Consider the following 21,869-nt stretch of genomic DNA (forward strand, 5'->3'; position numbering starts at 1 on the left):
GGAGGTTTAAGTACATGGGCAACATCCAAACCGATAAAAAGATAACGGGTGCGGTTATGGTTGTGGGTGGCGGTATCTCCGGTATGCAGTCGTCCCTGGACCTGGCTGAGTCCGGCTTTAAGGTTTATCTAATCGATGAAAAGCCAGCCATTGGGGGTACAATGGCACGTCTTGATAAGACATTCCCCACAAATGACTGTGCTATGTGTATTATGTCGCCCAAATTGGTGGATACAGGACGACATAAGAATATAGAAATTATTACTGGAGCGAAAATTAAGGACGTAGACGGAGAACCGGGTAATTTTAAGGTAAAGATACATCAGAAGGCCCGGTATATTGATATTGCCAAGTGTACCGGATGTGGTGACTGTGCAAGGGCATGTCCAGTTGAGTTGCCGAATGAGTTTAATGGAAACATAGATACCCGCAAGGCAACCTATAAATTATATGCTCAAGCAACACCCAATGCCTTTGCCATTGAAAAGAAAGGGGTTGCCCCCTGTAAAGCTGCCTGTCCTGCGGGGGTCAATGTTCAGGGCTATGTACAACTGGTCAAGTCTGGCAAGCCTGTGGATGCCTGGAAAATGATTTATAAAGAAATGCCCTTCCCAGCCGTTCTAGGCAGAATTTGTGCACATCCCTGCCAAACTGCTTGCAATCGCGCGAAAATTGATGATGCTGTGCAAATTAAAAATTTAAAACGTTTTGCTGCAGATGTGGCCTATGCCAATCTGGACAAACTCCCCTTACCGGAAAAGGCGGAACAAAGGGAAGAAAAAGTTGCTGTCATCGGTGCTGGTCCGGCAGGTCTTTCCTGTGCCCATTTTCTTGCTCTAAAGGGCTATCAGGTTACGGTATTTGAGGCTTTACCGATTACTGGTGGAATGATGCGGGTGGGTATTCCAGAATATCGCTTACCAAAGAAATGGGTAGATTTAGAAGTAGATCTGGTTAAAAGATTGGGCGTAGAAATTAAACTAAATACTGCACTGGGTAAGGATATCACCATTGATGAGCTCTTTAAGCAGGGTTATAAATCCATCTTCTTGGGAGTTGGTGCCCAAAAGGGTCTGCAACTTAATGTTCCTGGCAGTGACTCAGACGGTGTATACACCGCTGTGGAAATGCTTCGTCAAGTGGGCTTGGGAGAAAAGGTCCGGGTAGGGAAAAAAGTAGCCATTATCGGTGGCGGGAACGTAGCCATGGATGCTGCCCGAGTATCCCGACGCCTGGGAGCGGAAGTACATGTACTCTGCCTGGAATCCGAGGGGCAGTTACCTGCAGACATAGAAGAAATCCACGAGGCAATTGAAGAGGGGATCTCCTTCCACTATGCCCAGAGTGTTCAAAAAATCAAAAATAAGAATGGTAAGGTAAGTGGTTTGGTTACGGCCAATGTAACCAGCCTTTTTGATACAGAAGGACGTTTTGCTCCCCAGTGCGGCGATAAAGTTATTCACTGGGATGGTTTTGATGGTGTAGTTATTGCCATTGGTCAAACAGCAGATTTGTCCTTTGCCGGTGACAAACCACTGGTCAATGAACGGGGGAATCGACTGGTGGCCGATCCAGATACACTGGCTACCCAGGTAGAGGGTGTATTTGCCGGTGGGGATGCATTTACAGGTCCCCGGCTGTTAATTGATGCAGTTGGCGCAGGAAAACGAGCAGCCGAAAGTATTCATCGTTACATACAAGGAGAAGATTTGAAAGCTGGCCGTGCCTTTAAGATACCCCAGGAGGAAATCTCTCCCCTGCGCCAAAAACCAAACGAAATACCTGTGGAGACAGCTTTAGCCCAAGGTTATGCAGCGGCAGATGTTAGGGCCAGTAACTTTGAAGAGGTAGCTTTAGGTTATAACGAAGAGCAGGCCAAAGCCGAGGCGGAACGATGCTTGAACTGTGCTGTTTGCTCTGAATGTATGCAGTGTGTGGAAGCCTGCTTGCCTAAGGCCATTAATCACGATATGCAAGACCAGGAGTTGGAGATTGAAGTTGGCGCTTTGGTGTTGAATCCCGGCTTTAAACCCTACGATCCCACTGATTTAAGATTATATGGTTATGGGAAATATCCCAATGTTGTAACCAGCATCCAATTTGAACGGATATTATCAGCCAGTGGACCCTTTGCTGGCCACATGGTTCGTCCATCAGATCATAAGGAACCCACAAAGATTGCCTGGATCCAGTGTGTGGGGTCCCGTAACGAAAGAATTGGCAATGGTTTTTGTTCATCTGTATGCTGTATGTATGCTATTAAGCAGGCAATGATAGCGAAGGAACACAGCCATGATCCCCTGGATACAACTCTATTTTATATGGATATGCGTACGCCGGGTAAAGATTTTGAACGTTATCAGAACCGGGCCAAAGAAGAACATGGCATTAATTTTGTACGTTCCCGTATCTACGAAATCAGTCCTGCCAATGATGAAAGTGACGATTTAATCATTCGCTATGCCGATGAAGATGGATCTATTCACTATGAAACCTTTGATATGGTGGTTCTTTCCATTGGTCTGGCTCCTCCGGCAGGTGCTAAAGACCTGGGGCATGCCGCGAAACTCGAACTTGATCAATATGGCTTTTGTCGAAGCAAGGAGTTTACTCCAGGATGTAGTTCTCGACCAGGTATCTTTGTAAGTGGAGCCTTTGGTGAGCCAAAGGATATACCGGAAACCGTTGTGGACGCCAGTGCAGCTGCGGCCATGGCCTCCCGTCTGCTGGCCCCAGCCCGGGGAACCCTAACTACTAAACAAGAGTTTCCACCTGAAAAGGATGTAGTAAATAAAGCTCCGAGGGTTGGTGTATTTGTTTGTAATTGCGGCATCAACATTGGTGCGGTGGTAAAAGTTTCTGAAGTGGCGGAGTTTGCCAAAACATTACCAGGGGTTGTGCATACGGAAGAATTCCTCTTTACCTGCTCGGCAGATAACATTATCAAAATAAAAGAACGAATTGGTGAGCATGATCTGAACAGAGTTGTTGTGGCCTCCTGCACCCCAAGAACCCACGCTCCCTTGTTCCAAAGCAGTATGAAAGAGGCCGGCCTCAATCCCTATTTGTATGAGCACGCTAATATTCGGGAGCAATCCTCCTGGGTACACAGAGATCGTCCGCAGGATGCTACGGAAAAAGCCAAAGATTTAGTTAAAATGGCTGTGGCTAAGGTACGTTTACTAAAGCCAGTGCAAACTGCGTTTATCGATGTAAACCAGCGTACCTTGGTAGTTGGTGGCGGTGTGGCTGGTATGACCAATGCTCTTTCATTGGCTGAACAGGGTTATCCAGTTACGCTGGTTGAGAAAACCGATGTTCTTGGTGGACATGCCAGGGAATTGCGTTACAGCCTAACAGGCGAAGATATTCCAGCTTTTATTGCTAAGCTAAAGTCTGATGTAGAAGCAAACTTGTTAATTAACATTGAACTAAATGCTGAGGTGGATGAAGTCAGTGGTTATCTGGGGAACTATGTGACCACCCTGTTGAAGAACGATGGTACTAGGATAGAGGTCAAACATGGTGCTGTCATAGTGGCCACCGGTGCAGATGCCATGGCACCCACGGAGTACCTCTATGGAAGCAGTCCCGCTGTGCTAACGCAAACGAAATTGGAACAAAAATTGGCAGAGACGGGTCTAGGCGAAGCCAAAACCGTTGTAATGATCAACTGTGTAGGATCTAGGGAGCCAGAAAGGCCTTACTGCAGTAGAGTTTGTTGTACCCATGCCATTAAGAATGCCCTGAAGATAAAAGAGATCAATCCAGATGCAAACGTTATTATCCTCTACAGGGATATTCGTACCTATGGCTTTAAAGAAGAGTTTTATACCGAGGCCAGACGCAAAGGAGTCATCTTTATCCGCTATAACGTAGACGATAAACCAGAGGTTAGGGCCAGCGGTGATAAGGTTCTTGTGACGGTAACGGATCATGTCCTGCAACAAAAAATCAAAATAGAAGCAGATATTTTGGCCCTTGCCAATGGTATTCAGCCCCGCCCGGACATCGATCGTTTGAGCCAACTGTTTAAGGTACCCCTGAATGCTGACGGGTTCTATCTAGAAGCGCACATGAAACTTAGACCGGTGGACTTTGCAGCAGATGGCTTATATCTGTGCGGTACGGCCCATGGACCCAAGAATATTAACGAAACAATTTCTCAGGCCAATGCAGCCTCCATTCGTGCGGTAACCCTGCTATCGAAGGGGCGCCTGGAATCTTTAGGCATCACCGCTGAAGTGGATACAGAACTTTGTAAAGGTTGCGGCATATGTGTGAGTGCCTGTGTTTACGGTGCAAGGGTACTGGATGAGAGAAAGGGGATTGCTCTGGTACGGGAAGTTCTCTGTCAGGGCTGCGGGGCCTGCGTGGCAGCCTGCCCCAGCGGTGCTACCCAGCAGAAGGGCTTTGAAAAACAACAGCTGCTGGCCATGATGGATGCGGCTCTGGGATAGGGAGGGTGGAAAACCTATGACGGATCAAAAATATTTCGGTTCAGTACTGGTTGTGGGGGGCGGCATCTCCGGGATGCAGTCCGCCCTGGACCTGGCCGAATCCGGTTACCGGGTTTATCTAGTTGAAAAAAAACCTGCCATTGGTGGAACCATGGCAAGACTGGATAAAACCTTTCCAACAAACGACTGTGCCATGTGTACCATGTCTCCTAAACTGGTAGATGTAGGTCGGCACCTGAATATTGAGATTATCACTGGGGCGGAACTGATAGGCCTGGAAGGAGAAGCCGGTAATTTTAAGGCAAAGGTATTGCAGCAGGCCCGCTGTGTGGATATTAGCAAGTGTATCGGTTGTGGGGCCTGTGCGGAAGTGTGTCCTGTTAAAGTACAGGATGATTTTGATGCAGGTTTGGGTCAACGCAAGGCCATTTACAAACTGTATGCCCAGGCCACACCAAACGCCTTTGCGGTGGATAAAACGAAGTGCCTAAAAATTAAGAACCCCAAGGCCTGCGGCAAATGTGCCAAAGAGTGCCCTGCCGGAGCCATCGATCATGCAATGGCGGACACCACGCTGGAACTGGAAGTGGGAGCGGTCATTCTGAGTCCCGGCTTTGAACCCATGGATGGAGATTTGCGAGGGGAGTTTGGCTGGGGCATTTACCAAAATGTTGTCACCAGTTTACAATTTGAGCGCCTGCTATCAGCCAGTGGACCCACCATGGGTCATTTGGTTCGCCCCTCGGATCATGTAGAACCCAAAAGGATTGCCTTTTTACAGTGCGTGGGTTCTAGGGATAAGGCCAAGGGAAATCCCTATTGTTCGGCTGTCTGCTGTATGTATGCTACCAAGCATGCCATCATTGCCCAGGAACATGAGGCCGGACTGGAAACTAAAATTTTCTACATGGATATTCGGGCCTATGGGAAAGACTTTGAAAAATATTACGACCGGGCCAGAATTCAGCACGGAGTTAAATATGAGAAGGCCATGATTTCCTCTGTTAAAGAGGACCCGCAAACCAAAAATATTATTGTGAAATACCGGAATCCCGATGGCTCATTCAATGAAGAACAATTTGATATGTTGGTGCTCTCTGTTGGCCTAAAGCCTTCGGCAGGAAACCAGAAGTTAGCAGAAGCTTGCCAAATCCAATTGGATGATTTTGGATTCTGTAAAACCGTAGAATTTAGCCCTGGGTTAACAACAAGGGAAGGTGTGTTTGCCGGCGGTGCCTTTTGTGCACCAAAGGATATCCCCGAGACTGTGGTGGATGCCAGTGCAGCCGCTGCCAATGCCTCCCGTTTGTTGAGTCAAGTTCGGGGGAGTTTAAGTAAAAAGAAAGAATACCCGCCAGAGCGTGATGTAACTAGCGAAGATCCCCGAGTGGGTGTGTTTGTCTGCAACTGCGGAATTAATATCGGCAGTGTGGTTCGGGTGCCGGAAGTGGCTGAATTTGCTAAAACCATTCCCAATGTCGTACATTCCGAAGAATTTCTATTTAGCTGCTCCCAGGATAGCATTGAAAAAATTAAGGAACGGATTAAGGAACATCAATTAAACCGGGTGGTGGTGGCCTCCTGTACACCCAGAACCCACGCACCGTTATTTATGAGCAGTTTAAAGGAAGCAGGAATCAACCCTTACCTTTTTGAACAGGCCAATATCCGGGAACACTCCTCCTGGGTACACCGGGATAACCCCGCTGCAGCCACTGAAAAGGCCAAGGATTTGGTAAAGATGGCAGTGGCCAAGGTTAAATTGTTGAAACCCGTCTATACCTCCTTTATGGATATCAACCGTAAGGCTTTGGTTATCGGTGGGGGAGTGGCTGGTATGGCCAACGCCCTTAACTTAGCTGGCCAGGGATTCCAGGTTATTTTAGTTGAACGGACTGACAAATTAGGTGGCCATGCCCTGGACGGCAGGTATACCATGAAGGGTAACAATCCAGCAGAACTGGCGGCTAAGCTTGCCGGGGAGGTTCAGATTCACCCTAACATTGATTTAAATCTAAACTCCACCATTAAAAAAGTGGCCGGTTATTTGGGAAATTACAAAACAACCCTGACTACACCAGCGGGTGAAAGAGACGTGGAACACGGTGTGGTTATCATTGCCACCGGTGCCGATCAGGCAACAACTTCAGAATATTTGTATGGCCAACATGAAGCAGTATGTACCCAAAGGGAATTGGAGCACAAACTGGACGGTTCCGGGATTGGCGGTGCCAAAACAGTTGTTATGATTCAGTGTGTTGGCTCCAGGGATGAAAACCGACCCTACTGCAGTAGGATATGCTGTTATAATGCCATCAAGAATGCTCTAAAAATGAAAGAACTTGACCCAACCGTTAATATCTTCATTATATACCGAGATATCCGGACCTATGGCTTCTACGAGACCTACTATGCTGAAGCAAGGCGCAAGGGAGTTGTATTTATCCGCTATACCTTGGATAACAAACCTAGGGTAGAACCCAGAAGTAATGGGTTAAAGGTTCATGTTAAAGATCCAATTTTAAATAAAATACTGGAACTGGATACCGATTTGCTTGTTTTAAGTACTGGCATAGAACCGGCAAAGGGAACAGACACCCTGAGCCAGTTGTTCAAGGTATCTCTTAACGCAGATGGTTTCTTCTCCGAAGCACACATGAAGCTGCGCCCGATAGATTTTGCTGCGGATGGTCTATACCTCTGTGGTCTGGCCCACTCGCCCAAATTGATAGACGAGTCCATTGCCCAGGCCAATGCTGCCGCTGTACGCGCAGTTACCATGTTATCGAAGGACAAGTTGGAATCCTTAGGCAATGTTGCCATGGTAAATCCCAAGTGGTGTAAGGGGTGCGGCTTATGTATTGAGGCCTGCTCCTATGGGGCCCGGGTAATGAATGAAATGACCCATGTTGCCGAGGTATTAGATGTGCTGTGTCAGGGTTGTGGAGCCTGTGTGGCAGCATGTCCCAGCGGGGCTTGTCAGCAAAAGGGCTTTGAGAAACAACAAATCATAGCTATGTTGGATGCCAGTAACAGCTAGGCTGAAAAGGAGGGTTATGGAATGAGTGTTCCAGAAGAAAAAGTTCAAAACAACAGTGAATATGAACCCAAAATTATCGCCATACTCTGTAACTGGTGTTCCTACACCGGTGCAGATTTGGCTGGTACAGCCCGGATTCAATATCCCCCGAATGTACGCATTATTCGGGTCATGTGCAGTGGCTCAGTGGACCCACTTTATATGATTAAACCTATCCTAGACGGCGGCGATGCCGTCCTGGTGGGTGGCTGACACGAAGGTGACTGCCACTATGGTAGTGGCAATTATAAAGCCCGTCGTAAGGTAGCCATTGCTAGAAATGTACTCCAACAATTAGGTATACCGGAAGAGCGGTTATGGTTACGTTTCATCAGTGCTTCCCAGGGGGCATACTTTGGTGAAGTCATCAGCGAAATGACCGAGAAATTGAAAAAGTTAGGACCTAACCCGCTGCGCAAGAACTGGGAAATCTAAGGTGGGAGGCGTAATAGCATGAAAACATATACGATAAAATCAGGGGACACCCTGAGTGCAGCCCGGGGTTTTTTAAAAGCGTTAATTACATCGGGAAAAGTAAGCTCCATTTTGGTGCCGCAGGAAGTTTTGTCGAAAACCAATGTGGTTCCTACATTAATAAAGGATCCTGCAATGTTCGATGCGGCAAATCCCTTTGCCCCTGTAAACGGCCTTAATGCCGCCAGGCTGGTGGCAAATCTTTCCCGCAATCTGCCGGAGAAGATTGCCGTGGTGCTTCGTTCCTGTGAAGTGCGTGCTTTGATTGAGTTGGTTAAGCTTCAGCAGGCTAAATTAGACAACTTAGTTATCATTGGTGTGGATTGTGTGGGAACATTTCCTGCCAGTGACTATGCAAATATGGTTAAAGAAAACAAAATTGATGCAAGTAAATGGGTAACCCAGGCCGCCGACGGTAATAACCCCATTGGCGTGCCATTGCGCCGGGCCTGCACCGTGTGTGCGTATCCCGAGGTTGGTAATGCAGACATTGTCTTGGGCTGGTTGGGGATGGGCGGTAATTTGCTTATCTCTGCCAAAGATGACGTGGATCTAGCTGATATAGCTGGTTTAGATAGTATATCCGTACCGGATACTCGGATAAAATTATTAGAAAAAATTATCACAGAAAAGGCACAAGCCAAGACCAAGGCCATAGATGAGTTCAAGAGTTCTGTTAGCAGCATGGAAAAGCTGGCAGAAGTATTGGCAACCTGTATAAAATGCCAGAATTGTCGCCAGGCCTGCCCCATTTGCTTCTGTCGAGAGTGTGTATCAGCGGGTCCCATTTTTGATCACAATGGGGATAAATATCTGGAATATGCCAAGAGAAAGGGAGCCATAGAGTTACCCACCGATACCACACTATTCCATCTAACCAGAGTGAATCATATGGGGCTGTCCTGCGTGGGCTGTGGTCAATGTGAAAATGCCTGCCCCATGAATATTCCCGTGGGATTAATGTTCCAAGCGTTGTCTCAACCCAATCAGGATCGTTTTGAGTATGAGCCAGGACGTTCATTGGAGGAGCCCATTCCTTTAACCGTTTATAAAGAACATGAACTTGAAGAATTAAATACCGGTAAACACTGATACAAAAAGGGAGTTATCCAGTGGGTAACTCCTTTTATCTTCAAATCGGAAAGTAACTTTCCGAGCCAAGTTAAAGCTCCAAAATAACCAATTTTTGGTTATACCGCTTGAGCTGCTATGTTGCCTGAATGCCTAATCACTCGGAAAGCGTTATCACTGCTGTATACTCCAATAAAAAGCTAGATTTTAGGGTGCAGTTAATAAGACCCATCTTTTTTGGATCAGTGATATCATATTTGATTAATTCGATTAGTCTCGAGTTTGTTTAACCTGAACTTACGGCAACCCATGCCTGTATGCAAAGGAATTCTTGTAATTTTTCCTTAGCATTCTTCAATGCCTTTTGCAGCCAGGGATTAGGGGCTAACTTTATATGGCGGTAACGGTTGTTGCCTACAATGTTCCCAGGTACATTCAGTATTTTACGGCGGATAGTGGGCACTTCAGCACGGCTGTCTTTGCCATCCAATAAGGCCAAGCGAAACCAGTTGAGAAGGTTATACGATAATACTTTGAGCCACATAAAGGCTTTGTTTCGATCCATCTCTGCTTGGCTCATTTTTTCAAAGCCTAAGCCAACCTTGAGTTCATCAATTTTGTTTTCGATATTGCAACGCTTATTGTATTCGTGCCATACCTCCTCTGGGTTGTGCTCGTCACTAGAAGTAATTATCACCTGGTAGTCGAATGTCTTCAGGTCAAAGTTAAGTTGATCGCCGCATGCCTTAGGTTCTTGAGTTTCACGGATAAATACAAACCTGCGGGCTTTGGACCATTTAGGTAATGGAATGGTGATTTCTGCTGCAGCATAATGGTTGCTCAAAGACTGCCACTGGTTCTGGTCATCAAGGTATTTAATGACCTTTCTCATATTACTGGTGAGTTTAGCCTTACAAATATACTCGATGCCCTGTTCTTCCAGGTAGGCAAAGTTATCCTCATCAAAGAAACCTTTATCTATGCGGATACCTTTTACGAGGATATTCTGGGCAGCTAAGATCTCTAATGTCTCTTTAAGGAATTCCATAAATTGGCCATTGCTGGCGACGTTCCCACTATATAACCCGGCATTGACTAGTTCGCAAGTTCCAGAGATAAATGCTACCTTTACCTTGTAGGAAGGCCTCCCGTGGTACCGAGGATTGTAACCGACTTTTGATCCTTCCTGTTTCCCAAAAACAGTGAGGACACTGTCATCAATATCTAGCCAGACTTCACGGGGCTGATCGGATTTGGCCTTTAAGGACAGCATTTCCTGATTCACCAGAGGCAATTGGTTTAATGCCTCCTGCTCACAGATAAGAGATAGAAAGTTCCGCAAAGTGCTTTCGTCAGGCACTTGTGTTACTTCTTTAATTTTCTGGTATCCAGGGTCAGTTTGCAGAGCATTCATATGAGAAAACCGTAATAATCCCAAGGAAAGGGCATCAATGATTGTATCTAACAACCCTGTATCAGAGTATTTACAGTTATGATGTCGCTTAAGGGAAACCCCTTTAAGCATACCCTTGAAATCAATGGCTTGCTTAAACGCCTCTAGTATGCCAAAATTTCCATAAGCAGTTACAGAAGTATTGTCAAAGCTAATCGGAAGATCACTTTTGCTAGTCAGGCGTTGAAGAGAATGTAATTTCTTCTGATATTTACGTTCCAAATCACGTCGTTGTTGACGGGTCAAAGTTTCAAGTTGATTTGTGGTAATAAATTGTGATACCATCATTTCAGAGGGTCACCATCCTTTTGGAATGTTTTGTTTGGACGCTAAACAATTCCGTAGAAGGGGCGGTGTACCCTCTTTTTCTGTCAAATTTTTTACAACAAAAAATGGTTATTAGACCTTGATGTTATTGGGTTTTTAAACTTTACTTTCCGTATCTAAGTTTATATATTTCTCCATTTATTAGATAAAGATAAAAATGAATAGGTTTTATGCAAGAGGGCATAATAAAAGAGACTATAAAAGAGGAGGCTCATTATGCAACAAGACATCTATATTGTAGGTTTAATAGTGGATGAGAGGGGGTCTAAGGCTCCAGAAGTGCAGCAGATCATTACCCGCTATGGTAATAGCATCCTTTGTAGAAATGGCATTCCAAGCCCCAGCAGGGAGCGAGGAATAATCACGTTAACAATGGAAGCTACGCCGGAAGAGTACGGTAAAATGAAAAGCGAATTAAATAGTATTGACGGAGTAACTGTAGAGAGTATTCATTTTAGCCAACAAGAAACCTTTCAAGTTTGCAAAAGCAACTAAACAAACAAGCTAAAGAATGCTACCAAACCGCATTGGGTTAAGGGAACCGTTCTTTTTTTATGTAAATTATTATTTTTAGGGGTTTTCCTAAGGGAAAAATGGTATTAAGATTTCTTTAGGAGAATTTTTAGACTTAATACTGGAGAGATTTTATGCTATCGCTACAATATTACTTAAGTTTTTTCATTACCTTAGCCATCACCACCGCAGTGGGGGTCTATTCGTTACGTTTTGTCAGGACTGCCTCAGACTTTAATGTGGGTGGTCGGCAATTACCGTGGTTGCTGGTTACGGGTTCCTTAGTTGGTTCCTTTATCGGGGGCACCTCTACGGTGGGAACGGCCCAGGTTGCTTATCAATATGGTATAAGCGGCATTTATTTCACCCTGGGAGCAGGCCTGGGGTGTTTGGTTATGGGGCTTTTCTTGGCCAAACCCATGAGGCAGGCGGAAGTTGATACAATTCCCCAATTTTTAGGTAAACATTATGGCAGAGGGGTTATTCATTGGTCCAGTACCTACACAACCATTGGTATATTTATTCAAGTTGTGGCCCAAATATTGTCAGCTGCTCCACTATTGATGGCCATGCTCCCCATTTCATTTATGGAAGCGGCTGGACTTTCCGCAGGTTTAATCGTAGTTTATATTTTGTTTGGGGGGTTCTGGGGAGCCAGTTTAGTGGGCCTTTTTAAAACCCTATTAATTTGCGGTTCTTTAGGTGTTGCAGGAATTATGAGTTATCAAATGTCCGGGGGATTTATGGGTTTAACCCAGCAACTGCCCATTTTTGCCTGGCTTACCCCTTTTCCGGCAGGAGTAGGCAAAGAATTAGCATCCATCTTTTCAGTGGTGATTGGTTTTATCTCAACCCAAACCTACATGCAGGCAATATTTGCCGGAAAAGATGTGCCATCTTCCAGAAAGGGAGTGTTGTTGGCAGGATTATTCATACCGGCCATAGGGGCCGCCAGTGTTGCTATCGGGGTCTTTATGAGAATAAATTACCCCGATATGAATGGCAGCTTAGCTTTACCTTTATTTATCATTCATCATTTACCCCAATGGTTTGGGGGGGTTGTGTTAGCAGCTTTACTGATATCACTGGTCACCACTGGGGCTTCCCTGACTCTGGGGGCCTGTACTATGTTTTCCCAGGATATTTATAGGAGGATGCGTCCACTGGCGGATGATAAAGAGATACTCTCTATTTCTCGCATTTTTATTCTGCTTTTTTCCGGCGGCGCGTTACTGGTGGCAGCCAGCAATGTCAATTCAATGATCTTACAGTGGGCCTTTTTATCAATGGCCCTAAGGGGTGTAACGGTCTTTTTTCCACTGCTGGCAGCCATTTTTTATCGAAACAGTATTAATCGCACAGCAGGCTTCATAGCCATTTCAATGGCACCGCTGGTTGCTATAACCTGGCCCCTATGGCAGCCCTTTTCTATGGAACCCCTGTATATTGGGATGTTGCTAAGCTTAGCTTGTTTATTAGTTGGCGGACTTATGAAAGGAAAAAGAAATAAGCTATTAAAAGACAAGACAGTCTAAATAACTTCTTAGACCGTGTTGTCTTTTACCAGTTTATTTTTTCCTAGCGGTAATTGTATATGTTTTACCGTCATGGCTGCCAATGGGTTGAAAATCGAAATCATTTCTGGCTAGCAAATCGGAGATTTCATCTGAATGGTGGGCATCAATGGCAGCCATTTTAATGGTTAATTCCTCACCCAAACCAACCTCGTCCATGGCCTCTTCTATCTTTTCTAAGGCATCTGCTCCATCCACCCGATCTAAATCTATAGAAATTTTTGTCATACAACCACCTCCGGGTTTAATTTATCCTTAAGGCTATTTAAATATTCATCGGTGCCATATGGCAGTTTAACCACTATTTGTGTGTTTATTCCTTGGCTAAATTATGATACTTTAGTAAAAGTTCCACTCGGGTTAATTATTTGCGAAATATGAGGTAAACTCCAGACAATAAGCAGCTTAGCATTGAAAGGAGTGTAAACCTGTGCAGCTAAAAAGAAGTGATTTATTATGGATGACCTTTGTGATGGCAGCTTTCCTTATGTTAATGGCACAATTCAGTGTTATTAATGCTAAAAAAAATGAAATTGAGAATAAGCAAATAGCGAAGACCCTTTATGAAACAAACAAGTCAATGCAGCGGGCTGAAACCGTTGTAGAAAATTCTGGAGTTTACAAAGTAAAACCTCAAAAAAAACGACCTGAGAACAATATAACGGTATCCCGTGGTAACTTAAAACGTGACGAAATAACTTTGATGGCAAGAATTATCGAAGCTGAGGCTGCCAATGAGCCCTATGAAGGAAAGATTGCAGTTGGAGCGGTTATTTTAAACCGAATCGAAGACGATAAGTTTCCAGATAATCTGCATGAAGTGATTTACCAGAAGAGGGCCTTTGAGTCGGTGGCAAACAATCACTATAAAAGAGATTATAGTACCGAGTCCATTCAGGCGGCCCAGGCAGCCATTGCAGGACAGGACCCTACCAATGGGGCATTGTTTTTCTGGAACCCATCTGTAGCGAAAAGTGGCTGGATTTGGTCCAGGCCTGTGACAGGTAAAATTGGTAACCATGTATTTGCAAAATAAATAGGACGGATCAACCGTCCTATTTATTTTTGAAATTAAAGGCAACTTCTAAATGACCAATCTCATCACCACGGTGATTTTTTAGTATGGGGCGCCAGAGATGACGCAGTTTCTCAAATTCAGCTTGTGAGATATACCCCAGGTGTTTTAAAACCTCAATGATCACGGGGTCGATGGCCCGGGAACTACCATCTTCAATTTTTAAAGCCAGCCCGATGCCATGATCTACAATTCCTGCACAGTAAATTCCTTCGGAACCTATCTTGGCAACTATTCTACCCTGAGTTACTTCCATCAGAATACTATCTAGGCGGTCAGTGCCTGCCACATAATAGGGATACTCGGTCATGGCATTACGAATGGTATGCAAGGCTTGCACCCTTTCCGCTGAGAAATATCCTTCGGGCAGGGATAAGCGGGCATAGGCCATAGCCATGTTGCCTAAGGGTAATCCAAAAACCGGGACCCCACAGCCATCAACACCCATATGAACCCTATCCGGGGATAAGGATGTACATTGGCAAATGGCCTTTAGCATTTCCTGCTGAACGGGATGGTCCTTTTGTATATAGCCGGTTAAAGGGGCATTTAAGAGCAGTGCTAGGGCCAGCATACCGGTATGTTTGCCGGAACAGGCATTATTTAAGGTACTAAAATTATTACCTGATGCAAGAATGTTTTTTGCACTGGGCCTGTGCATAGGGGCAGAGACTCCACAATCCAGAGCTGAATCTGATAACCCTAATTTATGTAGGATTCCACGAATTGCCTCCACATGGTTTTCTTCTCCGCCGTGGGATGAAGTAAAAAGAGCTATTTCTTGTTCAGTAAAGTTAAAAATATCTTGACAATGATGTTCGATTAAAGGCAGAGCTTGAAAGGGTTTTGCTGACGAGCGCCAATAGGCAAGGTGTTCAGGATTACCCAAACTAAGTAAAATAGCACCCTCTCGATCGGCAACAACCAGATCCCCACGGTGTTGGGATTCAATAAGACTACCCCGAACGAGGTTGACAAGTAGTTCTGACAATTTTATTTTACCTCCCAGAGTAATATTACTTAATTTAAGATTAGTATAAAATATTATATGAAAGCCGGGCAAGGTGCCTTAACGGGATAAGAAAAATAACCCATAAAGCATGGATGAAACGATTAATATAATGGGATGCAACTTAAATTGAAACAGGGCGATTAAAGCAACTAAAGCGATAAGCCACGTAGTTGGTATAGGGAATGACTTGGCACCCATTTCCCAGACAGTTTGTATAAGAAGAACAACAACTACCGGACGAACGGCCTTTAACATACCTCCTATTTGTGGCGTATCTTTGTATTTAAAATATAGTCCGGCCAGTGCCAGCATGGCCACAGCGGTAGGAATTACTGTTCCAATAAGGGCGGAGGCAGCACCACCTATGCCGGCAATTTTATAACCTACATAGGCTGCCATTTTGGTAGCAATGGGGCCAGGTAAGGCATTTCCCATGGCTAAGGCGTCTGTAAACTCTTCGGTGGTCAGCCATTTGTAGTTATCGACAACTTCTTGCTGAATTAGAGGAATAACACTGGGGCCGCCTCCAAAACCAAATATATTGGCCCGCCCAAAGGCAACAAAAAGCTGCCATATCGCAATGTAAAAGGGGACTGTTATGACAGCGGCCACTGCGGCTGTCCTGGTCCTGTTCGGGTTTCCAGCAGAGGGGTTTAAAAATTTCTCGTCTTCTTTAGCAGACATACAAACTCACTCCTTACGAATCATATGGTATACTGGTATACCATATGAGGAATATTCTACTTAGAGAACTTTATTCCTCTTGATAAGAAGGAGATATTTTAAGGTTTATACTATCTTTTCCATACCCTAGCAAAGAAATAGAACAACTCTCATGATTAAAGTTTTATGGTGTTCTAAATTGTAATAGCTCTCTAAAAATAAAGGCTTTCGCAGGAGCGAAAGCCAAGTTTTATAAAAATCTATAGTTGCCAAATTACAAAGATCAATTGAAGAATACCTATTAAAGGAATTCCGACAAAGAACAAGGTCTTTTTAGTCTTGTGATGTGCATATTTCATACCAAGAAACCCACCTAGGGCACCGCCTGCCAGGCAAGCTAATATGAGACTCCTTTCGGAAATTCGCCACCCCCCAGTGGCGGCATACCACTTATCAAGGTTAAACATAATGAATGTAAGGATATTAATGGCTAACAAGTAATAAACAAAGATTTCCATCAAGTGATACCTCCTCACTAATCCATTAATTAACTATTACTTATAGTATAAAGGAATACTGTGGATTTTGTCTAATAATTTTTAATAAAGGCTAATTTAAGGCTGAAAGGATGAAAAAACATGAAACGTCTGGTTCGTTCCCAATCCCATAGGATGATAGCGGGCGTCTGTGGAGGGATTGCAGAATATTTTAATATGGATCCTACCATCATAAGGATTATCTATGTAATAGGCTCTATCTTATCTGTGGCATTTCCGGGAATTCTTGTTTATCTGATCTTGATTTTTATTATTCCCTCTGAATATTAGACCAAATAAAATAACACCATAAGTATGATATTTTTAGTAGTTACAGCGAAAGTTTAATTTGAACTTTTCGCTGGCAAATATAAAACAATATAGAAGCTTCGCTAGAAAAAAAGTTTGACATATGTGTATATTTGATATACGATTATTATGAACGCATGTCAATAAAGGGTGATGGAAGATGGCGAGACCTCCAAAATGTCGGCAGGTGGCAAGGTTGCCAGTGGTAACATATTTTAAACCCCAGGGGATTCCCATGAGCCAGCTTTCCGAAGTCATAATACCCGTTGAGGAACTGGAAGCAGTTCGTCTCTGTGATCTTGAAGGTTTGGAGCAAGAGGACTGTGCCGAGAAAATGGCAGTATCAAGGCCTACCTTTCATAGGATCATCACCGCAGCCAGAAAAAAAATTGCAGAGGGGCTTATAAATGGCCTGGCAATTCGAGTTGAGGGGGGGAACTATCAGGTTTCTTTATCCAAGCTGAAGTGTAAGGCATGTGGTTTTAAGTGGGAGGGGACCTTTTGTAAACGTCATACCAAATGCCCAAAATGTAATTCAAGGGATTGGGATGGATCATAGAAATGGTTATTTTATATTGATGGAGGAGAGAAAATATGAAAATTGCTATGCCTGCAAGAAATGGTCAAGTAAACGAGCACTTTGGAACAACCCAAGAATTTGCCATTGTTGAACTGGAAAACGGCAAGGTGAAGGAAACTCGTATTTTATCCAATGAAGGTCTTCAGCATAACCATGGTGGGATTGCCAATATGTTAAAGAATGAGCAAATTGAAGTGATCATTTGTGGTGGTATTGGTGGTCATATGATTACAGCCCTTGAACAATTAGGTTTAAAAGTAGTGAATGGTGCTGCTGGTCCATTAGAAAGTGTTGCAGAAGCCTATGCAGCAGGAACCTTAGTCACCCGCCCTGTAAGCTGTGGATGTGGCGGTGGCCATCATCACCATCATCATGGTGGCGGTTGTGCCCACTAAAAAATAGTAAGCAGTTTGTTTTGGAATTTATATATTTTTTCTTAGCACCCGTAAAAGCGGGTGCTTTTATAATTTTTTTATAGCTTAGTTGGATAACATAATGAATATTAGGAGCAAAATACGCCATAATACCTTTATTAGGGAAAGGTGAGATACTATGCCGTGGTTTATAACAGCCATTGTATCCTGGACTATTTTTTATTTTTTAGTGGATGTGCGTTATCTAAGAAAAACAATATTTGGCGGGATATTTACGTTAATTCTAGGGTCTATGGTGGATTGGGGAGGACAACAACTGGGACTTTATAAGTTTTATGATGTGATTATTCCTTGGGCTGGCTGTTCTATCTTTTATAAGTTTGGGCCCATCTTTACCATGGGGGTACTCTTTACACAATATTTGCCAAGAAAAAGAGCCTTGTTGGTTCTCAATATCTTGGTGGTATCACTTTTGTACTTAGGCCTGGAGATGGTTATTTTACAAACCAATGCAGCAGAGTATAAACAATGGCATTTTTTAGCAAGTTTTATCGTTGACCTGGGTGCTTTTACAACCCTTACCTGGGTTGCTCAGACCTTTCACTTGGCACCTGCTTATCAAGGATGGCGTGTCTAATAATCAACCCCCTGGGATTGCCAGGGGGTTGATTATTAATTTATTGGTAGTGAGACTAACCAACGTAGGTATTGTTGGGGTAGACCAAAAAATTGAGCACCACTGTACATCTTCTCTATGTACTTGCGGTCCGGTAAAAAAATACCTTCTGGTTCTGTGTTTAGGCTGTCGCAACAAAGAAGACCAAAACTGGTTTTTACAGCTGTGAACTTTTTCATTTCTCTTTAGTATATAGGTATTTCTGCAATTTATATTGCATTCATAGGGGTAAAAATTGACAGGCTGTTTATCTCATTGATAGAATAACTCTGTTAAGAATAATTCGGAGGGAATTGCATGCAGGATTATTTGGTTAGGGCAGTTGCTTCAGATGGCAACTTTCGCATATTTTCAGCAAGAACAACCAATACCGTAGAAGAGGCCAGAACCCGCCACAATAGCTGGCCGGTGGCAACAGCTGCCTTGGGCCGTACCATGACGGCAGCCCTTTTAATGGGGGCCAACCTAAAGGGAGAGGATACCCTCAGCATTCGTGTATTAGGGGACGGCCCACTGGGTGCCATTATTGTAACAAGCAATGCGAAAGGTGAGGTAAGGGGTTATGTTCAGGAACCCCAAATACACCTACCCAGTACCCCTGAGGGAAAATTAGCAGTGGGGGCTGCTGTTGGTAAAGGACATCTTCATATAACAAAAGATTTGGGGCTGAAGGAACCCTTCACTGGTAGTGTAGAATTAGTTTCCGGAGAAATTGCAGAGGATTTCGCTCATTATCTTACCACTTCGGAGCAAACCCCATCAGCTGTTTCCTTGGGAGTTTTGGTGGATACAGATAATTCTGTGGTAGCTGCAGGTGGACTTATCCTTCAACTTTTGCCTGGGGCCGGTGAAGAGGTGCTGGAAATTTTAGAACAGAATCTGAGACAGTTACCCCACCTGAGTTCGCTAATAAAAAACGGAGAGACACCCGAAGATATAATAAAAAGAGTTACAAAGGGTATCGAGATGAAGTTTTTAGAAAGTAATCCGGTGGGTTTTTCTTGCCAATGTTCCAGAGAACGTTTAGAGAATTTGTTAGTGGGAATTGGCAAAGATGAGGTTACATCGATGCTGCAGGAGCAAGGAGCAGCAGAAATAAACTGTCATTTTTGTGCAGAGAACTATCATTTTGATAAAAAAGATTTGCAAAGGATTCTTAAACGAATTGAAGAGAAAGATTAAGCATAAATCAAAGGTACAAAAAAGGAGAGAAAGAGCATGATTACACACATTGTATTCTTTAAGTTTAAGGACTCTGACAGTATCCCGATTGTAAAGGAAAAGTTGATGGCTTTAGAGGGAAAGGTTCCCCAACTGCGTCATCTGGAGGTAGGGGTTGATGTTATTCGATCCGAAAGATCCTTTGACCTGGCTCTGGTGGCCAAGTTTGAAAATATGGATGATCTGAATGCATATCAGGTTCATCCGGAGCACCAGGAAGTTGTAAAATACATAGGAACAGTTAAGGAATCCATTGTTGCAGTGGACTACGAATCCTAGAATAGAATATTTTGGAGAAGATACAAAGGAGCAGTAACGCTGGGTTACTGCTCTTAAATTTGTTTTTGTTTTTTATAGGTAACAGGGTAGTCCTGTATGTTCCAGTTACTGGGAACCTGATTCGGTGTGGAGGGGTAAAGGGATCTATTGATGGGGTTCTATTCTGCACAGACAATCATAGTAGGGAGTACCTTGTCCCATATCCGGCATGTATTGGGGGGTAAGTACATTTACCCCGTTGCCATGGATAGCCCAAGAACCCTGGTGAATCAGGATGGTGTCCCGTCGAAGTTTTTTACTTAGGACAGCAGTGAAAATAGCTTGACCCCTTTGAGTAGCCACCACAACTTTATGGTTTTCCATAATTCCAGCAACAGCTGCCGTTTCTGGATGAATATAGACCGGTTGAATAGACAGTCCCTTTTCTGAAAGATTCCAGAATTGTGAGTGCAGGTGTTCCGGGTGGTGTGCTGTTATCAGATGAAGCGGGAACTCCTTCGCTAAAATAGGATCCCTGAGGGCACTTTCCATTGGCTCAACATATTCTGGCAAAGGATTAATGCCATCAGCCTCTGCCAACTGTGAAAAAAGCTCATATTTCCCACTGGGAGTAGCAAAGATACCGTCTTGCCAGGGTACTTCTGGGGCAAAGGGATGTCTGACAGGGCCGCTCTTAAGTTTTTCCAGAGTGATATTAAAAGGTTTCAATGGATTTATAGCTTTTTTTATCCACTGTTCGGCAGTAAGGTTGGGAAAACCTGTTAAACCCATATGCTGGGCCAACCCTGAGAAGATATGGTGATCTGATCTGCACTGACCTAAGGGTTCCACAACCTGTGGTGAATAGGCCATAAAATGATTCCAAGATGAAAAAACCAGATCTTCTTCTTCAAGAAAAGTTGTACAGGGTAAAAACAAATTAGCATACTGGGCAGTGTCATTGAGAAACATATCAACTACAACGGTGAATTGCGATTGGGAAAAAGCTTTGCGAATTTCTGTTGTATCAGGCAACTGTGTTACAGGGTTAGAGCGAGTTACAAAGATGCTTTTTATAGGTGGATTATCGGCTTTTTGTAGAGCCTTTCCCAAAATAGGCCAGGGTAGAGTACGATTTTTTTGTGGTAGTTCATCACCTTTAATAGAAGCAATGCAACCTTTCCAATGACCACCGGCGTAGTTGACACCGCTCCCTGCTACACCGATGTTTCCGGTAATGGCTGCCAGAGCATCAATGGCCCGTATGGTTTGCCCTCCGTTGGTATAACGTTGTAAACCGTAGCCCAAAAAGATACTGGCTGGTTTGGCATTAGCATATGCCTGGGCCAGATAACATATTTGGTCGATGGAAACACCAGTGATATCAGAGACTACTTCGGGTGTGTAACGTTGCACCAGTTCAACATATTGAGAATAACCATATACGTGTTTTTCAATGTAGTTTTGGTCGGTCCAGTTGTTCTTTATGATTTCCTGTGCCACACCAAGGGCCAGTGCACCATCACTGCCCGGTCGGGGTGCTATATGAATATCAGCCAAAGTACAGCTAGCAACCTTTACAGGGTTTATTACGATAATTCGACAGCCCTTTTTTTTAGCCTGTTTTAAAAGTGGTATCATTTGAATGTTAGTACTGGCAGGATCTCTGCCCCAGAGAACAATCAGGCGGGAGTTAACCATATCTTCCCAACTGTGTAATTGCAACCGGCCAAAATCATACTGCTGGGCTTGGTAACCGCTTCCCCAGCAAATACTACCGGATGGACGGGTACAGCCACCGAGGGCATTAAAAAATCTTGCGGCAAGTGTTTTCAGAATCCCCTCGGAACCATCGTTATCATGGTGCAATATGGCTAAAGGTCCATAAATACTTATAATTTTGGATAATTCTAAAGCAATGGTTTCATAGGCTTGGTCCCAGGTGATTGGTTGCCAGCCAGCAGCTGTTTTTCGTAAGGGGGTGGTGATACGTTCAGGACTATATAGTCGCTGCAGGTGTTTATTTCTTCCTTTACTACAGATAACACCTTTACTAACCGGGTGACTTTCATCCCCGGAAATGCTAACTACTTTCCCGTTATCTAAACGGGCGATTAGGCCACAATGGGCAAAACAATCTAAAGGGCAATTGGTTTTTATCTGCATGGAATGTCCCTCCCAAATTATTGTAGCATAAAAATATGGCCGAAACTT

General features: G+C 44.0%; 20 protein-coding genes. 14 read left to right on the plus strand and 6 right to left on the minus strand.

All coding sequences use genetic code 11. The annotated features are described in order from the left end of the window. Positions 1-14: 14 nt before the first annotated feature. The 4 genes from DRED_RS07190 to DRED_RS07205 are packed head-to-tail and all read left to right on the plus strand — an operon-like array spanning position 15 to position 9,105. The gene (locus tag DRED_RS07190) at positions 15-4,460 is read left to right on the plus strand and encodes an FAD-dependent oxidoreductase (protein WP_011877684.1); all 4,446 of its coding nucleotides are present in this window, start codon (positions 15-17) and stop codon (positions 4,458-4,460) included. A 16-nt stretch (positions 4,461-4,476) separates the two neighbouring features. Continuing rightward, positions 4,477-7,500: an FAD-dependent oxidoreductase gene (locus DRED_RS07195; protein ID WP_011877685.1), complete on the plus strand. Its 3,024-nt coding sequence runs from the start codon at positions 4,477-4,479 to the stop codon at positions 7,498-7,500. A 21-nt stretch (positions 7,501-7,521) separates the two neighbouring features. Further along, entirely contained in the window at positions 7,522-7,974 is a 453-nt protein-coding gene (locus tag DRED_RS18670) for a hydrogenase iron-sulfur subunit (RefSeq protein ID WP_011877686.1), read from the plus strand. Positions 7,975-7,992: 18 nt separating this feature from the next. Continuing rightward, positions 7,993-9,105 carry a 4Fe-4S dicluster domain-containing protein gene (locus tag DRED_RS07205; protein WP_011877687.1) on the plus strand — a complete coding sequence of 371 codons (1,113 nt, stop codon included), beginning with the start codon at positions 7,993-7,995 and terminating at the stop codon, positions 9,103-9,105. Between the two features lie 265 nt (positions 9,106-9,370). Here the strand turns inward: DRED_RS07205 and DRED_RS07210 are convergent, their stop codons facing one another. After that, on the minus strand, positions 9,371-10,825 hold the full coding sequence (locus DRED_RS07210; RefSeq protein ID WP_011876859.1) for an IS1380-like element ISDre2 family transposase: 1,455 nt from the start codon (positions 10,823-10,825) through the stop codon (positions 9,371-9,373). Positions 10,826-11,080: 255 nt separating this feature from the next. Between DRED_RS07210 and DRED_RS07215 the strand changes: the two genes are divergently transcribed. Together DRED_RS07215 and DRED_RS07220 are read left to right on the plus strand one after the other, a co-directional pair. After that, positions 11,081-11,359 carry a TM1266 family iron-only hydrogenase system putative regulator gene (locus tag DRED_RS07215; protein ID WP_011877688.1) on the plus strand — a complete coding sequence of 93 codons (279 nt, stop codon included), beginning with the start codon at positions 11,081-11,083 and terminating at the stop codon, positions 11,357-11,359. Between the two features lie 152 nt (positions 11,360-11,511). Next, entirely contained in the window at positions 11,512-12,912 is a 1,401-nt protein-coding gene (locus tag DRED_RS07220; protein ID WP_011877689.1) for a sodium:solute symporter family protein, read from the plus strand. A 33-nt stretch (positions 12,913-12,945) separates the two neighbouring features. Here the strand turns inward: DRED_RS07220 and DRED_RS07225 are convergent, their stop codons facing one another. Next, positions 12,946-13,179, minus strand: a complete 234-nt coding sequence (locus DRED_RS07225) for a hypothetical protein (RefSeq protein WP_011877690.1) — start codon at positions 13,177-13,179, stop codon at positions 12,946-12,948. Positions 13,180-13,381: 202 nt separating this feature from the next. Here DRED_RS07225 and DRED_RS07230 point away from each other — a divergent pair, with 202 nt between their 5' ends. Beyond that, the gene (locus DRED_RS07230) at positions 13,382-13,987 is read left to right on the plus strand and encodes a cell wall hydrolase (protein ID WP_011877691.1); all 606 of its coding nucleotides are present in this window, start codon (positions 13,382-13,384) and stop codon (positions 13,985-13,987) included. Between the two features lie 19 nt (positions 13,988-14,006). Here the strand turns inward: DRED_RS07230 and DRED_RS07235 are convergent, their stop codons facing one another. The 3 genes from DRED_RS07235 to DRED_RS07245 form a co-directional block, all read right to left on the minus strand. Then, positions 14,007-15,017 (minus strand): asparaginase, encoded by a 1,011-nt coding sequence (locus DRED_RS07235; protein WP_011877692.1) that lies wholly within the window; start codon positions 15,015-15,017, stop codon positions 14,007-14,009. A 78-nt stretch (positions 15,018-15,095) separates the two neighbouring features. After that, positions 15,096-15,722 (minus strand): chromate transporter, encoded by a 627-nt coding sequence (locus DRED_RS07240; protein WP_049755867.1) that lies wholly within the window; start codon positions 15,720-15,722, stop codon positions 15,096-15,098. Positions 15,723-15,961: 239 nt separating this feature from the next. After that, complete coding sequence (locus DRED_RS07245) at positions 15,962-16,219, minus strand: DUF1294 domain-containing protein (protein ID WP_041274525.1); 258 nt, start codon at positions 16,217-16,219, stop codon at positions 15,962-15,964. Positions 16,220-16,339: 120 nt separating this feature from the next. Here DRED_RS07245 and DRED_RS07250 point away from each other — a divergent pair, with 120 nt between their 5' ends. The 7 genes from DRED_RS07250 (at position 16,340) to DRED_RS07280 (ending at position 19,676) form a co-directional block, all read left to right on the plus strand. Next, entirely contained in the window at positions 16,340-16,528 is a 189-nt protein-coding gene (locus DRED_RS07250; protein WP_011877695.1) for a PspC domain-containing protein, read from the plus strand. A gap of 178 nt (positions 16,529-16,706) precedes the next feature. Then, complete coding sequence (locus DRED_RS07255) at positions 16,707-17,105, plus strand: DUF134 domain-containing protein (RefSeq protein ID WP_011877696.1); 399 nt, start codon at positions 16,707-16,709, stop codon at positions 17,103-17,105. Positions 17,106-17,140: 35 nt separating this feature from the next. Next, complete coding sequence (locus tag DRED_RS07260; RefSeq protein ID WP_011877697.1) at positions 17,141-17,521, plus strand: NifB/NifX family molybdenum-iron cluster-binding protein; 381 nt, start codon at positions 17,141-17,143, stop codon at positions 17,519-17,521. Between the two features lie 157 nt (positions 17,522-17,678). After that, entirely contained in the window at positions 17,679-18,137 is a 459-nt protein-coding gene (locus DRED_RS07265; protein WP_011877698.1) for a CBO0543 family protein, read from the plus strand. A 28-nt stretch (positions 18,138-18,165) separates the two neighbouring features. Beyond that, positions 18,166-18,345 carry a hypothetical protein gene (locus tag DRED_RS07270; protein WP_156779615.1) on the plus strand — a complete coding sequence of 60 codons (180 nt, stop codon included), beginning with the start codon at positions 18,166-18,168 and terminating at the stop codon, positions 18,343-18,345. Positions 18,346-18,473: 128 nt separating this feature from the next. After that, complete coding sequence (gene hslO / locus DRED_RS07275) at positions 18,474-19,358, plus strand: Hsp33 family molecular chaperone HslO (RefSeq protein ID WP_011877699.1); 885 nt, start codon at positions 18,474-18,476, stop codon at positions 19,356-19,358. Positions 19,359-19,394: 36 nt separating this feature from the next. Continuing rightward, a complete protein-coding gene (locus DRED_RS07280) occupies positions 19,395-19,676 on the plus strand; it encodes a Dabb family protein (RefSeq protein WP_011877700.1) in 282 nt (93 codons plus the stop codon). A 144-nt stretch (positions 19,677-19,820) separates the two neighbouring features. Here the strand turns inward: DRED_RS07280 and DRED_RS07285 are convergent, their stop codons facing one another. Next, a complete protein-coding gene (locus DRED_RS07285) occupies positions 19,821-21,821 on the minus strand; it encodes a molybdopterin-containing oxidoreductase family protein (RefSeq protein WP_011877701.1) in 2,001 nt (666 codons plus the stop codon). Positions 21,822-21,869: the final 48 nt, after the last annotated feature.

This window comes from Desulforamulus reducens MI-1 (assembly GCF_000016165.1).
Taxonomy (GTDB): Bacteria; Bacillota; Desulfotomaculia; order Desulfotomaculales; family Desulfotomaculaceae; genus Desulfotomaculum; species Desulfotomaculum reducens.